Origin of the sequence: Histidinibacterium aquaticum, assembly GCF_008710275.1 — a bacterium.
Lineage (GTDB): Bacteria > Pseudomonadota > Alphaproteobacteria > Rhodobacterales > Rhodobacteraceae > Oceanicola > Oceanicola aquaticus.
The window spans coordinates 544375-562502 of the sequence record NZ_VYQE01000003.1; the positions used below are offsets into that span (position 1 = coordinate 544375).

At 66.4% G+C, this 18128-nt stretch carries 18 protein-coding genes and 1 tRNA gene; 3 read left to right on the plus strand and 16 right to left on the minus strand.

Annotated features, from left to right (window positions below; genetic code table 11):
• Positions 1–70: 70 nt before the first annotated feature.
• The 9 genes from F3S47_RS12130 to F3S47_RS12170 all read right to left on the minus strand — a co-directional run bounded on the left by F3S47_RS12130 (position 71) and on the right by F3S47_RS12170 (position 9273).
• On the minus strand, positions 71–1129 hold the full coding sequence (locus F3S47_RS12130) for a C4-dicarboxylate TRAP transporter substrate-binding protein (RefSeq protein ID WP_150445515.1): 1059 nt from the start codon (positions 1127–1129) through the stop codon (positions 71–73).
• A gap of 195 nt (positions 1130–1324) precedes the next feature.
• On the minus strand, positions 1325–2212 hold the full coding sequence (locus F3S47_RS12135; protein WP_150445516.1) for an ABC transporter permease: 888 nt from the start codon (positions 2210–2212) through the stop codon (positions 1325–1327).
• A complete protein-coding gene (locus F3S47_RS12140; protein ID WP_150445517.1) occupies positions 2209–3066 on the minus strand; it encodes an ABC transporter permease in 858 nt (285 codons plus the stop codon). The genes F3S47_RS12135 and F3S47_RS12140 overlap by 4 nt, the downstream gene beginning before the upstream one ends.
• Positions 3066–3887: an ABC transporter ATP-binding protein gene (locus F3S47_RS12145; RefSeq protein ID WP_223877813.1), complete on the minus strand. Its 822-nt coding sequence runs from the start codon at positions 3885–3887 to the stop codon at positions 3066–3068. Before F3S47_RS12145 ends, F3S47_RS12140 begins: the two co-directional genes overlap by 1 nt.
• A 131-nt stretch (positions 3888–4018) precedes the next feature.
• Complete coding sequence (locus tag F3S47_RS12150) at positions 4019–5050, minus strand: ABC transporter substrate-binding protein (RefSeq protein WP_150445518.1); 1032 nt, start codon at positions 5048–5050, stop codon at positions 4019–4021.
• 346 nt (positions 5051–5396) lie between these two features.
• Positions 5397–6074 carry a hypothetical protein gene (locus F3S47_RS12155; RefSeq protein WP_150445519.1) on the minus strand — a complete coding sequence of 226 codons (678 nt, stop codon included), beginning with the start codon at positions 6072–6074 and terminating at the stop codon, positions 5397–5399.
• Positions 6075–6183: 109 nt separating this feature from the next.
• On the minus strand, positions 6184–7800 hold the full coding sequence (locus F3S47_RS12160) for a BCCT family transporter (protein ID WP_150445520.1): 1617 nt from the start codon (positions 7798–7800) through the stop codon (positions 6184–6186).
• A 115-nt stretch (positions 7801–7915) separates the two neighbouring features.
• A complete protein-coding gene (locus F3S47_RS12165; RefSeq protein ID WP_150445521.1) occupies positions 7916–8329 on the minus strand; it encodes a universal stress protein in 414 nt (137 codons plus the stop codon).
• A gap of 266 nt (positions 8330–8595) precedes the next feature.
• The gene (locus F3S47_RS12170; RefSeq protein ID WP_150445522.1) at positions 8596–9273 is read right to left on the minus strand and encodes an SDR family oxidoreductase; all 678 of its coding nucleotides are present in this window, start codon (positions 9271–9273) and stop codon (positions 8596–8598) included.
• A 257-nt stretch (positions 9274–9530) separates the two neighbouring features.
• On the opposite strand from F3S47_RS12170, the gene F3S47_RS12175 reads away from it, so the two are divergent.
• A tRNA-Gly gene (locus F3S47_RS12175) sits at positions 9531–9604 on the plus strand.
• 21 nt (positions 9605–9625) lie between these two features.
• Here the strand turns inward: F3S47_RS12175 and F3S47_RS12180 are convergent.
• The 6 genes from F3S47_RS12180 to F3S47_RS12205 form a co-directional block, all read right to left on the minus strand.
• Positions 9626–10579 (minus strand): NAD-dependent epimerase/dehydratase family protein, encoded by a 954-nt coding sequence (locus F3S47_RS12180; protein WP_191090170.1) that lies wholly within the window; start codon positions 10577–10579, stop codon positions 9626–9628.
• Positions 10580–10859: 280 nt separating this feature from the next.
• Complete coding sequence (locus F3S47_RS12185; protein WP_150445524.1) at positions 10860–11603, minus strand: proteasome-type protease; 744 nt, start codon at positions 11601–11603, stop codon at positions 10860–10862.
• Between the two features lie 22 nt (positions 11604–11625).
• Positions 11626–12423 (minus strand): transglutaminase family protein, encoded by a 798-nt coding sequence (locus F3S47_RS12190; RefSeq protein WP_150445525.1) that lies wholly within the window; start codon positions 12421–12423, stop codon positions 11626–11628.
• 3 nt (positions 12424–12426) lie between these two features.
• Positions 12427–13368, minus strand: coding sequence for an alpha-E domain-containing protein (locus tag F3S47_RS12195; protein WP_150445526.1), 942 nt, complete (start codon positions 13366–13368; stop codon positions 12427–12429).
• 5 nt (positions 13369–13373) lie between these two features.
• Positions 13374–14798, minus strand: a complete 1425-nt coding sequence (locus F3S47_RS12200) for a circularly permuted type 2 ATP-grasp protein (RefSeq protein WP_150445527.1) — start codon at positions 14796–14798, stop codon at positions 13374–13376.
• Between the two features lie 94 nt (positions 14799–14892).
• Complete coding sequence (locus F3S47_RS12205; RefSeq protein WP_150445528.1) at positions 14893–15558, minus strand: SOS response-associated peptidase; 666 nt, start codon at positions 15556–15558, stop codon at positions 14893–14895.
• Positions 15559–15602: 44 nt separating this feature from the next.
• Here F3S47_RS12205 and F3S47_RS12210 point away from each other — a divergent pair, with 44 nt between their 5' ends.
• Together F3S47_RS12210 and F3S47_RS12215 are read left to right on the plus strand one after the other, a co-directional pair.
• A complete protein-coding gene (locus F3S47_RS12210; RefSeq protein ID WP_150445529.1) occupies positions 15603–15992 on the plus strand; it encodes a hypothetical protein in 390 nt (129 codons plus the stop codon).
• An 83-nt stretch (positions 15993–16075) separates the two neighbouring features.
• Positions 16076–16456 carry a hypothetical protein gene (locus F3S47_RS12215; RefSeq protein ID WP_150445530.1) on the plus strand — a complete coding sequence of 127 codons (381 nt, stop codon included), beginning with the start codon at positions 16076–16078 and terminating at the stop codon, positions 16454–16456.
• A 59-nt stretch (positions 16457–16515) separates the two neighbouring features.
• On the opposite strand, the gene F3S47_RS12220 is transcribed toward F3S47_RS12215, so the two are convergent.
• Complete coding sequence (locus F3S47_RS12220; protein ID WP_150445531.1) at positions 16516–18096, minus strand: bifunctional metallophosphatase/5'-nucleotidase; 1581 nt, start codon at positions 18094–18096, stop codon at positions 16516–16518.
• Positions 18097–18128 lie beyond the last annotated feature (32 nt).

Below are 18128 nucleotides of genomic sequence, written 5' to 3' on the forward strand. Positions count from 1 at the left end.
AAAACGTCCTTTGAGGGCACGAGGCGATCAGACGCCTCGCGCCCGTTGCACTAGGTCCGATGCGGCAGGGTCATTCCGACCAGTCGCGCATGGGCTCCGCGCCCTTCTCTTCCATCATGCTCATGTAGGTGCTCATGATTTCCTCACCGGGCAGCCCGTCCGCCGCGACGGTGGCGACCCACTCCTCGCCGAGATCGGGGAGACCCTCGACCCAGGCCGTGCGCTCTTCTTCCGGCAGCCGCGTGACGGTCGCGCCGTCGGCTTCCATCTGCTCCACGATCTGGTCGCTGGTCTCCTTCACCAGCTGGGCGTGGCCCATGCTGTACTCGCGGCCGAGTTCCATGAGCACGGTCTGCACGTCCTCCGGGAAGCGCTCCCAGCTGTCGGCGTTCACAGCGAGGCCACCGATGGTCGTCACGCCGGTGTCGACGAGCGTCACGTACGGCGCGACCTCGTGGAGCCGCAGCGGGTAGGCGCCGGTCGGAATGATGATCGTCCCCTCGGCGACCCCGGTCTGGATCGTCTGGTACATGGTCGGAAGACCGCCCGCGACCGGGACGGCCCCGGTGCCGCCGAGCCAGGGCCCGAGCGCCGGCGCGCCGACGATGGTCCGGCCATCGAGGTCCGCGAGGCTCTCGACCGGGAAGGTCGTAAGCAGGTGGTAGGTGTCGTTCACCGAGGCCCCGAGGAAGACGAGGTTGTGCGAAGTCCACTCCTCCTGCATCTCGGGGATCGTATCGTTCATCTCGTTCAGCACTTCGACGGCGACCACGGGATCGCTGGTGACGAAGGGCGTGGAGAACATGATGTTCTGCAGCGGCATCTTCGAGCCTTCCCAGAGAGCGCCGACCCAGCCCATGTCGGTCAGGCCTTCCTCGACCGCCTCGAGCGTCTCGTTGAAGTCATAGAGCGAGCCGCCGAAGGCCTCCGTCCACTCGATGCGGTAGTCCGAGCCCATCTCCTCGAGCCGGGCATTCGCGGGTTCCACAACGTAGGTCTGCATGCTGCCGACCCACGGCACCGAGGTCGGGTGGCTGGAGGAAATGGTGATCGGGACCATCTCCTGAGCGAGACCGGCCGAGGGCAGCGCGAAGGCTGCGAGGGCGATGCTTTTAAGTGTGACGTTCATATCAGGCTCTCCTACTGTTGAACTCTGTCAGGTGGCTGCAATCGTTTGCGGCCGCCAAGCGATGCGAGGGGCCGTTCCTGAAAAACGGCTCGATCCGGGGACCTCTGCCTGCGGTTTCGGCGCCTTGCCCACGAAACGGCAGCCTGCCGTCTTCCGGCGCCGCACGGCCTCGGCGCCGTCCGCCGCCCACCCGCGTCATTTCGACGACGCCGCTTCGGTCTCGGGCGACTCATGGCCCCCGAACTTCGCCGCCCATCGCCGGGCTCGGGCGCGCGAAACAACCGACCGGCGCCCTTCGCGCCGCCAGAAGACGACGCGGTCGTCGAGAAATTCCATCGCGTAGAACAGCAGCAGTCCGATGAGGGTCATGCTCAGCAGCGTCGCGATGGAGGATCCCATGTCGAGCTGGAAGGAGAAGCGGTTCATCAGAACGCCGACCCCGGCGGTGGCCTGCGCGAACTCCGCCACCACCGCCCCGATCAGCGCGGTCGTCAGGCCGATCTTCAGACCGGCGAAGACCAGCGGCAGCGAGGCCGGGACCCGGAGCTTCAGGAAGGCCTGCCGATCGCTCGCCCCGAGCGACCGGAACATCTCCTCGCTGTCCCGGTCGACCTGCAGCAGGCCGGTCAGGGCGTTCACGAAGATCGGGAAGAACGAGATGATCGCGGCCAGCGCCACCTTCGAGCCCATGCCGTAGCCGAACCAGGCGATGACCACGGGCGTCAGCGCGATGCCGGGAGTCACGTTGAGGACGATGGCATAGGGCGAGACGTAGCGCTTGAAGGTCTCCGAGAGCGCAGAGCAGACGGCCAGGGTAATCGCGACCGCAGCCCCGATGGCAAAGCCCGCGACCGTCTCGGTCAGGGTGATCAGGAAGTGGGGGTAGATCGTGCCGTCCAGCACGTAGAGCTCCCAGATCGACGCGATGATCTCGCTCGGCGGCGGCACCAGGATCGACGTGATGAAGCCGGTCGACACGGCCAGTTCCCAGACGGGCAGCAGGGCCAGAAGCAGCAGGAGGTGGGGAAGCGCGCGAAGGGCCCAGTAGGCCAGCGCGTAGCTCGAGGATCGCCGGTCGCTCATGCGAGGCCCTCCATCCGTTTGCGCCGCCGCGCGCCCACACGCTGGAGCCCCTCTTCCGAGTTCCAGAAGGCGATCCGGCGGTCGAGCCACTCCATGAACCGGAAGATCAGGAAGCCCAGGATCGTCAGCGTGAAGATGCAGGCGAAGGACGACGCCATGTTGAGGTTGCGCGTGTAGGTCATGATGAGCGCCCCGAGACCCTGGTCGCGCTGGATGAACTCCGCCACGAGCGCCCCCGACAGGGCCGAGGTCATCGCCAGCCTCTCGCCGGCCATGATCACCGGCAGAGCATCGGGCAGCACCAGCTTGCGCATCAGTTGCAGCTTCGAGGCTCCGAGCGACCGGAACAGCTCGAGCCGCTGCTCGTCCACGTTCACGACGCCCGACAGCGTGTTGATGAAAGGGGGGAAGAAGCAGACCAGCATGATGATCGCGATCTTCGAGGATGCGCCGAAGCCCAGGGCCGCGATCAGCAGCGGCGCCACCGCGATCCGCGGCGTCGCCTCCAGCACGATGACGTAGGGCTTCACGAAGCGCCTCACCATTCCGTTCAGCCCGACGAGCGCACCCAGCGAGACGCCGAGGACCGAGCCCGCGACGAAACCCGACAGGACGAGCGAGGCGGTCGAGTAGATCTCGGGCCAGATGTTTCCGTTCTCGATGTAGATCAGCCAGAACGAGCGCAGGATGTTCGAGGGCCGCGGGTAGAACAGCGGATCGAGCCAGCCCATCCGGCTGCCCAGCTCCCAGAGCCCCACGATGGTGAGGAAGATGGCCGCGTGGTTGAGAGCCCGGCGCTGCTGCAGGCCGAGACCGCTGCGACGGTCGCCGCGATCTGCGTCCGCCGCGGGCATCAGTGATCCTCCCCGAGGATGTCGCGCACCTCGGCCACCACCTCGTTGAACTCCGGCGATGTCTGTAGCGAAGGCGAACGCGGACGCTCGAAGGGCACCTCGACGATGGAGGCGATCCGCCCGGGCCGCGGGGTCATCACGAAGACCTGGTCGGCCAGGAAGATCGCCTCGGCGATGTTGTGCGTGACGAAGAGAGTGGTGGCGCCGACCTCGGCGACGATGCGCATGAGCTCGACGTTGAGCCTCTCGCGCGTGAACTCGTCGAGAGCGCCGAAGGGCTCGTCCAGAAGGAGCACGTCGGCCCCGGTCTGCAGCAGCCGCGCGAGCGCGACCCGCTGCTGCATGCCGCCAGAGAGCTGTGTCGGAAAGGAAAAGCGGAAGTCGTGAAGACCGACCATTCGCAGCAGTTCAGCCGCGTTGCGCCGATCCTCCTTCGTCAGGCTCCGCTTGATCTCGGTCGGCAGCAGGACGTTCTCGATCGCCGTCCGCCATTCCAGCAGCGTCGCACGCTGGAACATCATCCCGACGTCGGTTCGCGGCGCGTCGACCGGCTTGCCGTGGACCTTGAGATGCCCGGACGACTTGTCGATGAGCCCGGCGATCAGGCGAAGCAGCGTCGACTTTCCGCACCCCGAGGGCCCCACGAGCGAGACGAAGGAGCCCGGCGCGATATCGAAACTCGCGCCTTCGAGCGCGACGACAGTGCCGTCCGCGAAGGTCTTGCTCAGTCCGCGGGCGGCGACCACGGCATCTTTCGCGCCGGCATCGGCCGCCTGGTCCGCGGTATCGGCCTGCCCGGAATTCTGGGTCGGCATGTTCATTATTCTCCGCTCCGGCCTCGGTCTGACCTGTTCTTGTTCAGTCCGGCCGGACACGCGCGGTCACGGCCGGACTGAGGGGCCGGCGGCGGGGCGGACGGCCGGGAGGGACCGCCCGCCCCGCCGCTGTCGGCTTACATGTTCTCGTCGGCCCAGGCCTGAAGCTCATCGGCGACCTCGTCCTTCGACCAGTCGTTGGCCGGCCCGACGAAGCTGTCGTCCAGGAAGGTGTCGACGGGCACGACCTCGTCCATCGCGCCGATGGCGACGAGGCGTTCCTGCAGGGATTCCCAGACATCCGGCTGAAGCCCGCCGAATTGCTCTGTCTGCGGCAGTGTCACGTCGATGGCAGCGGCGAGGAAGTTCTGTCCGAACTCCTCGTTCTCCCATTCGGCCGGAACGGCCTGGCGCGAGATCTCGGCCAGCGCCTCCTCGTCGAGCTCACCAACGTAGGCGCCCTTCGACCAGGCGCGCAGGAAGCCCTCGACGGGTCCGCGCAGCTCGTCCATCCGCTCCTCGCTGATGACGAAGGAGCCGGCGGGGTTCAGCATGACCTCCTCTGGCGTGATCATCCGCACGTCGATGCCGTTGGCCTGAAGCGCCAGCCAGTCGGACGAGGCCCCCGAGATCGCCGAGACCGTCTGGTCGCGGAACGCCGCGGCGAGCGTCGGGCCGCCTTCGCCCACGACCACGGTCTCGACGTCGTCGAGCGACATGTCGACGGCGTAGAGCGCCTGGGCCAGGAAAGCCCGGTCGCGGTCGGTGACCAGTCCGACGGTGGTGCCGGCCAGTTCCTCGATGCTCTGCACGTCGCTGTCGGCCGAGACGGCGATGCCTTCGGGGGCGCGCTGGTTGGCCTCGTAGATCACCTGGATCCCGGTGCCTGCGCCGACGGCCGAGAGCGTCTCGCTCGCGTCGAGGATGGCGAGATCGGCCTGCCCGTTCTGGACGAAGGCGACATAGGGGATCGAGGTCTCGGACGGCAGCAGGTTCACCTCGACGCCTTCCTCCTCGAAGTAGCCGAGCGCCTCGCCCGCGATCAGCGGATAGAAGATCGTGGAGCGCGGAAGCGGGTTGATCACGTTGATCGTCGTCAGCTCCTGGGCCCAGCCTGCGGCGGGCAGGCTCATGGCCAGGACGACGGTCATATTGCGGAATGTCTTCATCGTGTCTCCTCCGAGAGGGGATGCAGGGCGACGGACAAACGATTGCACCCCTCACGAGACGTGTAGCAATCGTTTGCATGTCGAGCATGGCAGCCAATTTAGCTTAACGTCAAGATAAATGGCCGACTGCCTTAAAGTCTTTGAAAGACGAGGGGTTATGACGAAATCGAAGGCGACACCGATTCGTCTTCGGGCCAAATGATCGCTTCCGGACGGTCAGCTGCTCGACCGACCGGGCGCATCAGATAGGCGGCGGAGGGTACGGTCAAAACAGACGTCCGGGCGGAAGTGACCGGCACTTTCGGGCCGCGCAGCGACTGCCGGTCCATGCGCTCATCGCATCTTCTTACGGTCGCTCGTAATCGAGAAGAACCTCGCCTCGGGCAATCTGACCAATGAAGGCATAAGGATCCTTGCGGTCCTGTAGGTGAAGCCAGGCCCGGTGAGCGAAGAGCTCAGGCGCCATCAACAACATGACTTCGCTCAGCATGTCGCGGGAGATCGGCTCATCACCCGGCTTGGCCTCCTCGAAGGCGATCCGGTCGACCTCTGGCAGGAACCAGACCTGCATCGTGTAGGCGATGTATTCCTGCCCAACCGGGCAGGCCTCGAAAGGACACGGCAACGAGTCGAGCGCGGCATGGGTCATTTCGTGGCGGATCACGCTCTCGAAGAAGGCGTCGTCAGAGACCGTGGCGAAGGCGGACGCTTCACCTCTCTCTCGTAGAACCTCGTAGGCCGCGGGGGCGAGAATATCTATTCGGCCGGTGCCGCAGTGGTAGACGCCCAGGCAGTGATCTTCGAGTTCGGGGAGCACGGAAATCGTGACCGGCGCCGGAACGGAAAGATCGAAGCTCTTCAGCTGCTCCGTCGCGCGCGCCGCGTGGGCGCAGATGGTTTCCGCATCGTCCCCAGCTCCTTCGGTGAAGACACGTCCGCCCGGGCAGGCGACGGGCTCCGCCGCCAATACGTCCATCGCCGAGATCAGCGCTGTCGCCGCTGCAAGACGTGAAATGGCGTGCATCGGGTGCTCCCGCGCCAGCTGGCTGCCCCTACCGTCTCATGGTGGCTTTTGCCCCCTCGCTGGTCAATCTTCTGGCACCGGCCGGGACCCTCATCCATCGCACCTCAACTCATCTCGGTTCGCTGCGCAGCCCTTGAAGAATGGCCCAGCAGAGAAACAGCAGTACGATCGTGAAGATGATCCCCGTCGCGTTCACCATGGCCTGTAGGGCCGTCAGTCCACCCCCGATGAGCAGAACGATCGCCAGGATTCCCTCGGTGGTCGCCCAGAACACGCGCTGGGCCCTCGGAGAGTCCGTCTTGCCACCCGCGGTGATGGTATCGATGACGAGGCTACCCGAGTCAGACGAGGTGATGAAGAAGACCAGGACAAGGATGATCCCGAGCGTCGAGGTCACGTAGGTCAGGGGCATGTCGCCGAACATGGCGAACATGGCGAGGGAGTCGTTATATTCCGCGATGACGTTCTGGTAGACGCCGCTTTCGGTGCCCAGTGTCGCGACCTGGGTGATCGCGGTGCCGCCGAAGGTCGCCATCCAGAAGACGGCCACCAGCGTGGGAACAAGCATGACACAGGTTATGAATTCGCGAACCGTCCGCCCCCGGCTGACGCGGGCGATGAACATGCCCACGAAGGGTGACCACGAAATCCACCAGGCCCAGTAGAACGAGGTCCAGCTTTCCCGGAACGTGTCGTCCTCTCGGCCGATCGGGTTCGACAGCGGGATGATGTCCGCGGCGTAGGTCGAAAGGCCGTTCCATGTGTCCTTCAGTATCTGAAGGGTCGGCCCGGCGAAGAAGACGAAGAACAGCAGCAACACGGCAAAGCACATGTTGGCGTTCGACAGGACCTTCACCCCGCCATCGATACCCCTGATGACGGAGATGAGGGCCACCGCGGTCACGCCGATGATGACGACGATCTGCGTGTTCAGGGTCTCCGGCAGGCCGAACACGTAGTGCAGCCCGGACGTGGCCTGTTGCGCGCCGAGCCCGAGCGACGTCGTAAGCCCGAACAGGGTCGCGAAGACCGCGATGATATCGATGATGTGGCCCGGCCAGCCCCATACGCGGTCACCTAGCAGCGGAAAGAAAGCGGAGCGGATCGAGAGCGGGAGCTGCTTGTTGTAGGTGAACAGCGCAAGGCTCAATGCGACGATGGTATAGGCGGCCCAGGGGTGCAGGCCGAAGTGGAAGATCGTAGCGGCGAGCCCGTGCCCCCGGGCATCGGCAAGCTGGGCCTGGTCGACTTCACCCGTTTCCGTATTGATGGGGCCTTCCAACCCTAGCGGGCCCGAGACCTGCATGTGGTAGACCGGCTCCAACACCCCGAAGAACATGAGACCGATGCCCATGCCTGCCGCGAAGAGCATCGCGAACCAGGAAAGGTAGCCGAAATCGGGAGTGGCCTCGGTCCCGCCAAGCTTCACCCTGCCCCATGGGCTGACGACGAGAAACAGGCAGAAGACGACGAAGATGTTCGCGGCCGACAGGAAAAGCCAGTCGAAGGTCTTCGTCACGAAATCGAAGAGCCAGTTGAAAACGGCCCCGGCCTGATCCTGGAATATCAGCGTGACCAAGACGAAGGTAACGATGGTCAACGAGGAGATGAAGAAGACCGGGTTGTGGATATCGAACGTGAGCGGCCCGATGGACCGCTGAATGTTATCCTGACCAACCCTGTAGTCGGTATCGATTGTATTGACCCTGCCGTCCGGTGACGGGATATCAAGGTCCTCGGATGACGTATCGGACTTTCACCAAGGCCTCCCTTATTGTCTTTTTCACAAGTTCAGCGCGGTTGCGCTGCATGAACCGAGCAACTGGGACCGAGAAACTTTTCTAGCTCCGGACGACGTAGACGGAACATCTCGCGTGAGCGACGACATGACTGGCCGTCGTTCCGAGGAGGTAGTCCTGCACCTTGGGGTTGGCGGCTTCCATGACGATCACGTCGACCGATTTCGCGGCGGCGAGCCTGACGATCTCCCGATGAACCGCGCCCTTCTTCACGACGCGCTCGACCTCGACATCCCCGCTCGAATTCCTGGATATGAACTTGTCGAGCTCCTTGCCCCAGTATTCGGCAGGATCGAGGATATTCAGGTTTCTCTCGAACTCCGGGGCGACGCTTGCAACGATCAGCTTCGCCTTGTGCCGCTTCGCCATCTCCAGTGCTTCATCGAATGCATTCGTGCTTTCCACGACGTGCCGGATGTTCACCGGGCACAGTATCGTCTTCACAGTCATCGGCATGCGGCCCCCGATCGATGTTGAAACGGGAAAACTCGAAGATCGTTACCGGATGGCTGTCAGCCCTCAACTCCGGGGCGAGCTAGGCCGACCACAGCATATTTCAACCAACCAGTGGTTCGGCAGCCTCCGCAGCGGACCGTATGCAGCGAAGATTCGATCCAATCCCGGTCTCCGACAGTTCGCTTGGGTGGCGAGAGAATGTTCGGGACGGGACGAGGCCCTCGTCCGGTTCGCGGTCGTCTTCTCGCCTCACTCGATCGCGCAACTCAGCCCGTCGGCATCACCGTCACCTCGGTGACGTTTGCCCGCGCAGGCTGGTTCAATGCGAACATGACGGCACTGGCCACATCCTCGGGTTTCAGCTTGTCCGGCTTGGGCTCGGAGAAGAACGGCGTATCGACCATGCCGGGGGCGACCACGGAGCAGCGCCCGCCCCATTCTCGCATCTCCTGGGCCATGTTCCCGGCGTAGCCATGCACGAACCACTTCGACGCCCCGTAGATCGAGCCGGGGATATGAATCTTGCCCGCGACCGAACCGGTCAGGACGAGATGCCCGCGTGTCTTGCGAAGCTCCGGCAGGCTTGCCCGCGCGGTATAGAGCAGCGCCATGATGTTCAGGTCGATCATCCTGCGCCATTCCTCCGGGTCGCCGTTCTCGGTGCCCGGCGTGTCGAGGCCGGTTCCTGCATTGGCGAAGGCCGCGTTCAGTCCGCCGAACCGCTCTGCCGTTTCGGCGATGGCCCTCTGCTGCGCCGAAAGGTCGGTGGCGTCTCCGGGCACGCAGTGGCTCGCCTCACCCAGTTCCTCGTGGAGCGCCTCGAGCTTGTCCTCTGAGCGAGCCATCAGTCCGACGGTCCAGCCTTCCGCGACGGCCGCGCGCGCCGTGGCCGCACCGATGCCACTGGACGCGCCCGTTATGAAAAGTGTCCTGCGATCCGCCATGTGGTACCTCTCTGCAAACTGGTCGGTAGGTAATTCGGCTGATCCAGCGATCGACCCCTCCCTGCACTGCGCTCATGTCAGATCGCGTCGGCGCCTCCGGCGATGGCTCTTCGGCGACTGCAATCCCGGCCGGCCGCGGGCGAATGAGAGGTCGATCCACGTCTTATTCGCGTCCTCGGGTGGAAGGCGACCACTCAGGTCCTTCAGCACCCACATTGACCCGCCAAAACTCCTATACTATGGAACGACGGTACCGAGCGGGCATGGTGAAATGGTATCACACGAGCCTTCCAAGCTCTTGGTGCGGGTTCGATTCCCGCTGCCCGCTCCAACCTCCCGACCTCGACCGCACTCAGGCGCCCAGCGCCTCGTCGAGCCCGTCCTCGAAGCCGATCTTCGGACGCCAGCCCAGGCGGTCGGCCGCCCGGGTGATGTCGAGTGTCTGGCTGTAGGCCAGTGCGCCCACCGAGTATCGCGTCGCCCGGGGCTCGGAGCGGTAGCCCCCGAGCGCGGACAGACCGGTGAGAACGCGGGCCGCCGCCATGGCGAATGGGACCGGCATCGGGCGCCAGCGCAGCGGGAGACGGCGGCGCTCGCAGACCCGCTCGATCACTTCGCGGACAGACAACGGCGTGCCCCCGGAGATGTTGAACACGGGTGAGCCCTGCAGCTCCTTCGCGTCGAGGGCTGCGATGCAGGCCGCGACCGCGTCGTCGACATGCGTCAGGTCCGTCACCGCCCAGCCCCCGCGCATCAGCGGCAACGGCCCCCGGCGGGCCGCGCGTTCGAGCCGCGGCAGGAGCGTGCGCTCTCCGCGTCCGTAGATCGCCCGCGGCCGCAGGACGACGGGACTGAGGTAGCGGGCCGAGAGCACCAGGGCCTCCGCCCGCCGCTTGGTCTCGGCGTAGCGGTTCACGGCCTGGGGCAGGCGCGTGTCCTCGCGCACCGCAACCTGGTCGGCCGCACGCCAGTAGACCGCCGGCGTCGAGACGAAGACGAACCGCTCCGCGCCCGATCGCCGCGCGAGGTCCAGCAGGACGCGCGTGGTCGCGACGTTGGCGGTCTCGAATGCGGAGGCCGGGCCATAGGGGTCCGAGAGCCCGGCGCAGTGGATGATCGCGGTCGGGACGAGGTCTCCCGGAATCCCGGCAGAGAGGTCGGCCCGCATGACCGGGATGCCCTCCTGCTTCAGCCGGGCAAGCGGACGCGCCGCACGGCCCACGGCACAGACCTCCCGTCCCTGCCTGTGCAACTCGCGGACGACGCGCCCGCCGAGGAATCCGGTGGCGCCGGTTACGAGGATCACGCTCTGTTCTCCAATGCCTGGGCCGATGTCGGGCGAACCGCGCCAGCACCGCCCTTCAAGAGACAAGGTCCGCGAGGGGCCGGTCGGTTCCACCGGCCCGGACGATGGGCAGTGCCGCTGCGGCTGCATGCGTCCATCGCGCACCGCCTCAGTCCGTCCCGGTCCGGTCCGCCCATCGCTCAAACCCCAATCGCGGGGCTCACCGTGGGTGACGTAAGGGCAGATTGAAAGGTCTTCCGTACGTCCCGGCCCGACGGACCCGGGGCGTGACAAACAGGCCTCACCCGGAGGTGGGCAGCTCCATGTCGGGCAGCCGGTCGAAGGCCTGTTTCAGCGCGTCGCCCCACCCTTCGCTGATCGTGCGGTAGTAGGCATCGTTGGCCTCCATCCGCCATGGCGTGCCGAGGCTGAGGCTCCCCTCTTCGTAGAGCGCCACGTCGAGCGGCATGCCGACCGAGAGGTTGGCCTTGATCGTCGAGTCGAAGCTCACCACCAGCAGCTTCACCGCCGCTTCGAAGCTCATGGTACGTTCGAAGGCCCGCACGAGGATCGGACGGCCGTACTTCGTCTCGCCGATCTGGAAGAAGGGCGTGTCGTCCGAGGCTTCGATGAAATTGCCTTCCGGGTAGATCAGGAACAGCCGCACCGGCCCGCCCGCGATCTGCCCGCCGAGCAGCACCGTGGCGTTGAAGGCGGCGTCGGCCTTCTGCCCGCTGTCGGCCTGCCGGCCGATGACCTCGCGCAGGGTGTCGGCGACGATCCGGGCGACCTGGAACATCGAGGGCGCGGCGAAGATCGAGGGCTCGCGCTCCTCCGGGGCCTTCATCCGCTCGTCCAGGATCGAGATCACGGCCTGGGTCGTCGCCAGGTTGCCCGCCGTCATCAGCGTCAGCACGCGCTCGCCGGGCTTTTCCCAGACGTGCATCTTGCGAAAGGTCGAGATGTTGTCGAGCCCGGCGTTCGTGCGGGTGTCCGACATCATGACCAGCCCGCGATCGAGCTTCAGCGCCACGCAATAGGTCATGCCCCGTCCCCGATCTGCGGCGCTACTGCTGCTGGACGGTGATGTCCACGCTGAGCCGTTCGCCGTCACCCCCGACCCTGGTGCCAGTTACAGGCGCGGCCTCGCCGTAGTCCAGTCCCGTCGCGACCCGGACGTAACGGATATCCGGCGACTGCCGGTTCGAGACGTCGAAGCCGACCCAGCCCAGACCGTCCACATGGGCCTCGGCCCAGGCGTGCGCGGCGTCCTGTTCGATCCGGTCGTCGAGCAGCAGGTAGCCCGAGACGTAACGCGCCGGGAAACCCATCTCCCGCGCGCAGGCCAGGAAGATGTGGGTATGGTCCTGGCAGACCCCCTTGCCCGCGACGGCGGCCTCCTCGGCGGTCCAGCCGGCGTGGGAGGCGCCGACCTCGTATGCCACCGCCTCGTTGATGATGCGACAGAGGCCGTGCAGCCGCTCGAGCTCTCCCTCGCCCTCGACCGCACGGATCAGCGCGCGGCACTCCTTGCCGGGCTTCGTGCGCGGCGTGACCTTCTCGTAGAGCCAGAGTGGGGCCGGCCCCCTGTGCGGGCCGATCACGCCGTGGGTCTCCTCCAGTTCGATCTGGCCCTGGCTCATGATCGTCAGCTCGGTGGTGTTCCGGTCGATGCTGATAAGCTCGACATGGTTGTTGTGATAGTCGTCGTACTCCAGCTCCTTCTTGCCGCCGGAGACGCCGGTCTGCCACTGGATCACGTTCTGCGCGCGGTTCGACTTGGGCACGAGGCGCAGCTGCTCCAGCCCGTGCCGGATCGGCTCGTCGAAGACGTAACGGGTGGTATGGCTGATCTGCAGGCGCATGGATTACTCGTAGAAGCGGTAGTCGACTTCGACCTGGCGGCCGACGTCGGCGATCGAGCCGAGGAAGGACTGGATGTATTCGTGCAGTCCGTAGTCGAAGATGTCATCCACTTCCTGCGCACGCACCGAGCTCGCGAGGCGCTCCGCCATATCGGCGGACTCGGTCTGCTGGCCGTAGTCGTTGACCAGGTAGCGCAGGTTCTCGTGGATCTTGGAGCAGCAGAAATTCAGGCTGCGCGGCATCCGCTTGTCGAGGATCAGGAACTGCACGATCTCCTGCGGCCGCACCCGGCTGCCGTGGACCATGCGGTACCCGCCCCGCGCCGAGACCGACTCCAGGATCGATTCCCACTGCACGTTGTCGAGGTCCGACCCCACCGCCGCGGCGGCGGGCAGCAGGATGTAGTACTTCACGTCGAGGATGCGCGCCGTGCTGTCGGCCCGCTCCAGGAAGGTCCCGATCCTCAGGAAGTCGTAGATGTCGTTGCGCAGCATGGTGCCGTGCGTGGCGCCGCGGACAAGCGCCGTGCGGCTCCGGATCAGCTGCAGGCACTCCGGCAGATCGCGCTCGCCGACCTTCCGGGCCAGCGCGTCCCGCACGGCCATGTAGCAGCCGTTCATCGCCTCCCACATCTCCTCGGTCAGCGCGGTGCGCACCATGCGGGCGTTCTGCCGCGCCGACTTGATCGATGAGAGGACCGACGACGGGTTGTCCGGCGACCGCAGCATCCAGTCGATCGCGTCGTCGCGCGTCACCTCGCCGTGCCCCGCCATGTAGCCGTCCCAGCCGCCCGCGGCCTGCAGGATGGAGCCCCATTCGTCGTCCGCCCCGCTCAGGCGGGTGAGCGCGATGCGCTGGCCAGCGTCCGCCAGCCGCGCCGTGTTCTCCGCCCGCTCCAGCGAGCGCGACAGCCAGTAGAGACCGTTCGCCGTCTTGCCCAGCATCACCGTCAGTCCCCGAGCACCCAGGTGTCCTTGGTCCCGCCGCCCTGGCTCGAGTTGACCACCAGCGAGCCCTTCTTGAGCGCCACGCGGGTCAGCCCGCCTGGCGTGATGTTCACCTTGTCAGGCGAGACCAGAACGAAGGGCCGCAGGTCGACGTGGCGCGGGGCCAGTCCCTTGCGGGTGAAGATCGGCACCGTCGAGAGCGAGAGCGTCGGCTGCGCGATGTAGTTGCCGGGACGCGCCTCGAGCTTCTTGCGGAACTCGGCCAGCTCCTTGCGCGACGCCGCGGGCCCGATCAGCATCCCGTAGCCGCCCGAGCCGTGGACCTCCTTGACCACCAGGTCCTTGAGGTTGTCGAGCACGTACTTCAGCGAGTCCGGCTCATTGCAGCGCCAGGTCGGCACGTTCTGCAGGATCGCCTTCTCGCCGGTGTAGAACTCGACGATCTCGGGCATGTAGCTGTAGATCGCCTTGTCGTCGGCGATCCCCGTGCCCGGCGCGTTGGCGATGGTGATGCCGCCCGCCCGGTAGACGTCCATGATCCCTGGCACGCCCAGCGCGCTGTCGGGATTGAAGTTCAGCGGGTCGAGGAAGTCGTCGTCGACCCTGCGGTAGAGCACGTCGATGGGCTGGTAGCCCTGCGTCGTCCGCATGGCGACGCGGCCGTCCACCACCTGCAGGTCATGCCCCTCGACCAGCTCCACGCCCATCTGGTCGGCGAGGAAGGCGTGCTCGAAATAGGCCGAGTTGTAGATCCCCGGCGTCAGCACGGCGACGGTGGGATCCTCGCCCGCCCCGATCGGCGCGCAGGCGCCCAGCGAGCGGCGCAGGTCGCGCGGGTAGTTCTGGACCGGCTGCACGCGCGTCCGGCTGAAGAGCTCGGGGAACATCTGCAGCATCGTCTCGCGGTTCTCGAGCATGTAGCTCACGCCCGAGGGGGTCCGCGCGTTGTCCTCCAGCACGAAGAACTCGTCGTCGCCCGTCCGCACGAGATCGATGCCCACGATATGCGTGTAGACGCCGCCCGGCGGGGTCACGCCGCACATCTGCGGCAGGAAGGCCGCGTTGCGCTTGAGCATGTCCAGCGGCACCCGCCCCGCCTTCACGATCTCCTGCCGGTTGTAGATGTCGTGAAGGAAGGCGTTGAGCGCCCTCACCCGCTGCTCGATCCCGCGCGAGAGGCGCTGCCATTCCTGCGCGGAGATGATCCGCGGGATGATGTCGAAGGGGATCAGCCGCTCCTCGGCCTCCGACCTCCCGTAGACGTTGAAGGTGATGCCGGTGAGGCGGAAGACATCCTCGGCTTCGCGCTGCTTGGCGCGCAGCCGGGAGTGATCCTCGCCGTCGAACCACTCCTGGAAGGCGGAGTAGGGACCGCGCAGCGAGTCCCCCTTGCCCCACATCTCGTCGAAAGGCGTCGTCTCGGTCATGACACCAGCTTTGCCCCGAAACCCGGCGAAGACAATGCGTTGCATCGGGGGCCTGCGCCTTTCCCGCGCAATCGCCTAAATTTCAGGCAGCCCGTCAGGCCTCGACCGGCTCGATCAGCTCCGGCCCGCTGGCGCGGTTGGAGTTCACGGCCCGGTCGACCCGGTGAAACCGGAGCGTGTCCTCGGGCGGCGCATGCATGAGCGTCGCCGCCCCGTGCCCGGCCTCTCCCAGCCAGAGCGGCCAGTCCGCCCGTTCCAGCACCACCGGCATCCGGGTGTGGATGCGGCTCATGGTGGCGTTCGCCCCTGTCGTCACCACCGCGCAGGTCACCAGCCGCTCGCCGCCCCGCTCCCAGATCTGCCAGACCCCGGCGAAGGCCATCGGATCGCCGTCCGCCCGGGTGATGTACCAGGGAAAGCGCGTGCCTTCGGCATCCTTGGTCCATTCGTAGAAGCCCGATGCCGGGATGATGCAGCGCCGTTCCTTCGCCGCTGTCCGGAAGGCCGGCTTCTCGACGATCGTCTCGGCGCGCGCATTGATGAGTAGCGGCCCGTCGGAAGGCGTCTTGTACCAGTGCGGCAGGAATCCCCACCGCATCGGCCCCAGCCGCCGGCTCCCCTCGGCCGAGACCACGGTGTGCACCGTATCGGTCGGGCAGACGTTGTAGTTCGGCACATCCGGCAGGTCGTTCGCCGGGACGGCGTCGAAGAGCTGCACCATGGCCTCATGGGGCAGGGTTATGGCCATGCGTCCGCACATGGGCCATAAGATGGGCCCGAACACAGCCGGAGTCATCCCCGCCCATGCGCCTCTCCCTGCTTCTCGCCCCCCTCCTCCTCGGCTCCTGTGTCGCCGGACCGGAGCTGGTGCCGATCGGACAGGGCGCGGGGACCAGCGCGGTGCAGAGCTACTACCGCAGCGCCTTCCTCGGGACCTACTCCCCCTCCCCCGTCTGCGCGGGCCAGGAACTCCTGGTCGAGATGGCGCCCGAGAGCGTCTACGTCGGGGAGACCGGCTGCAACATCGCGGGCATCGACCGCTCCGGCGACAGCCTTGCCCTGTCCCTCGCCCAGTGCCGGGCCGAAGGAGCGGCGCAGCCCGACCGGACGCTCACCGCCACCCCGACCGAGGCCGGCGCCCTGCGCATCTCGGGCGGCGGCGTCGACGCCACCGTCGTCCCCTGCTTCGACTGATCGCGCCGCGCCAGTGTAGCCGCGTGCGTGAACTTCCCCCGCAGCCGACGCGTTCGACCGGCAATCGCCGAAGGGAGATCGCCATGTGGAAACCCGTCACGCTCGCCGCCTGCCTCGCCGCTCCGCTCGCCGCAGGGGCACAGAGCACCGAGGACACCCGCCTGCCCGAGGACGCCTGGCGCACCGAGTTCATCGGCCGCTACGCCGTCGAGGGCGCCTGCGAGGACGACGCCAGGACCTGGCTGCTCAACGAGAGCCAGGTCCGCTTCGGCTCCGAGTGGTGCACCGCGCTCGGCAAGCTGACCTGGGAGGAGGACGGCCTGGCCGTGCCCATGTCGGAATGCCGCGACGGGGCCGTGGAGGCCGATGACCGCAGGCTCGTCTTTTACCAGGCCGAGGATGGCCTGACCGTGGACACCGGCGAGCAGACCCTCGCCCTCACGGACTGCGGCTCGTCCTACTGACGAAAAAAGCGCGCCGGGCGAACCGGCGCGCTTTCGTTTTTCCGAAACCCGAAGGGGCCTTACTCGGCCGCGGTCTCCGGCGCGTTCTCGACGGTGATCCGGCCATCGGTATAGGGCTCGTAGGGCGTGTTCTCGGCGAGATACTCCGCCGTCACGTCCGCGAGGTCCGGACCGTAGTCGTAGGCGTTCATGGCATCCACGAACATGGAATAGCCGTCGCCGCCGTTGCGGACGTAGTTGTTGGACACCACGCCGTAGGTCGCCTCGGGGTCGATCGGCTCACCGCCCACCATCACGTCGGAGATACGGCTGCCCGGCTCGGCCGAGAGATCGGCGGTGAAGGTCATGCCCGCGACCTGCGGGAAGCGGCCGGCACCGTCTTCCACCTGGCTCACGCCGTTCTCGAGCGCGTCGATCATGGTCTGGCCGGTGACCTGGAAGGTCGAGAGCGTGTTCTGGAACGGCAGGACCGTCAGCACCTCGCCCATGGTCACCTCGCCCTCGTCGATGGAGGCGCGCAGGCCGCCGGAGTTGGCGATGGCGATCTGGATGCCCTGGTCGGCCACGCGGTCGAGCATGGCGTCGGAGACGAGGTTGCCCATCTCGCATTCCATCGCGCGGCAGACCGTGCGGTCGCCCTCGATCGGAGCGCTGGATTCGGCGACGACCTGGTTGCGGATCTCGTCCAGCGGCCCGGCCAGTTCGCCGATGCGCTCGACGGTGGCCTCGTCCTCGGCGACGGCGGCGTCCATGATGAGCGGCTCGCCCTCGGCCGACATCACTTCACCCTCGTCGGAGAAGGTGACGTTCAGCTCGCCCAGGAACTTGCCGTAGGCATAGGCCTGCACGATGGCGGTGTTGCCGACCATGGTCGGATAGGGACCGGCGGCATCCTCCATGTCGCCCAGCAGGGTGTTGGTGTGCCCGCCGACGATCACGTCGACGCCCTCGGTTTCCTCGGCGACGCGCTGGTCGACGCCGTAGCCCGAGTGGCTGAGGACGATGATCTTGTTCACGCCCTGCTCGGTCAGCGCGTCGACTTCGGCCTGGACCGCCTCGACCGGATCGGTGAAGACGACGTTCGGGCCGGGGCTGGCGAGCTCGTCGGTGTCCTCGGGCGTGAGGCCGATAAGGCCGATGGTCTCGCCCGCGACCTCGATGGTGGTCGATTTCTGGATCGCGTCGGCCAGCAGCTCCTCGTTCGAGACGTCGGCGTTCGACATCAGGACGGGGAAGTTCACCGTGTCGACGAAGCCGCGCAGGACCTCGGGGCCGTCGTCGAACTCGTGGTTGCCCACGGTCATCGCGTCGTAGCCGAGCTGGTTCATGAACTCGGCCGCCATCTCGCCCTTGTAGTAGGTGTAGAAGAGCGTGCCCTGGAACTGGTCGCCGCCGTCCACGAGGATCGAGTTCTCGTTGCGCTCGCGGGCGTCCGCGATGGCGGTCACCAGGCGCGCGGTGCCGCCGAAGCACTCGCCGGCCTCGTTGTCCTCGGGCGCGCAGGTCGAATCGAAGGCGCTGATCGGCTCGAAGCGGGCATGGAAATCGTTGGTGTGCAGGATGGTCAGGTCGAATTCGGCCTGTGCCGCTCCGGCAGTCAGGGCCACGGCGCTCGCCGTGGTCAGGATGCGGGCAATCATTCTTGTCTCCCTTGCGCGTTGGACTGGACCAC